This is a genomic window from Aeromonas piscicola (assembly GCF_000820005.1).
Lineage (GTDB): Bacteria > Pseudomonadota > Gammaproteobacteria > Enterobacterales > Aeromonadaceae > Aeromonas > Aeromonas piscicola.
Map to the genome: position 1 here is coordinate 1 of NZ_CDBL01000009.1, position 397 is coordinate 397.

A 397-nucleotide genomic window follows, 5' to 3' on the forward strand; every position below is an offset into this window, starting at 1 on the left:
AAGCCTAAACAGGCCGCCTCCGGCGGGCAATTGACAAGGGAGGAGCGATACAGCAGGGGTTCAGATTGGTGTGTCGACTGCTCGGAATTGATACAAAAAATCGAAATAATCACCAATGGACAGCCTGCCTTCCCGGGAAACAGGCTGCACAGGATCAGATTGAGAGATTGGAGACGGTTGCCGAAACGTTGTTCGCCTCCCGCCGGATCTCGACCATGACTTCATTGACCTTGTCGATCTGCAGCTTGCCCAGCTCGGCACTGCTGGCCACACCGGCCATGTCGTCCGTTACTCTGGCTGTCAGCTCCCGGTTCTTCTGAACCACGGTGGCAATCTCGCTGGTGGAGAGAGAGGTCCGGGCTGCCAGTTGCCGCACTTCATCCGCCACCACGGCAAA

General features: G+C 57.2%; 1 protein-coding gene. It reads right to left on the minus strand.

Going from position 1 to position 397, the window contains the following annotated elements:
* Positions 1 to 154: 154 nt before the first annotated feature.
* The coding region (locus BN1128_RS01935) for a methyl-accepting chemotaxis protein (RefSeq protein WP_042865918.1) at positions 155 to 397 on the minus strand (243 nt) is incomplete at its 5' end.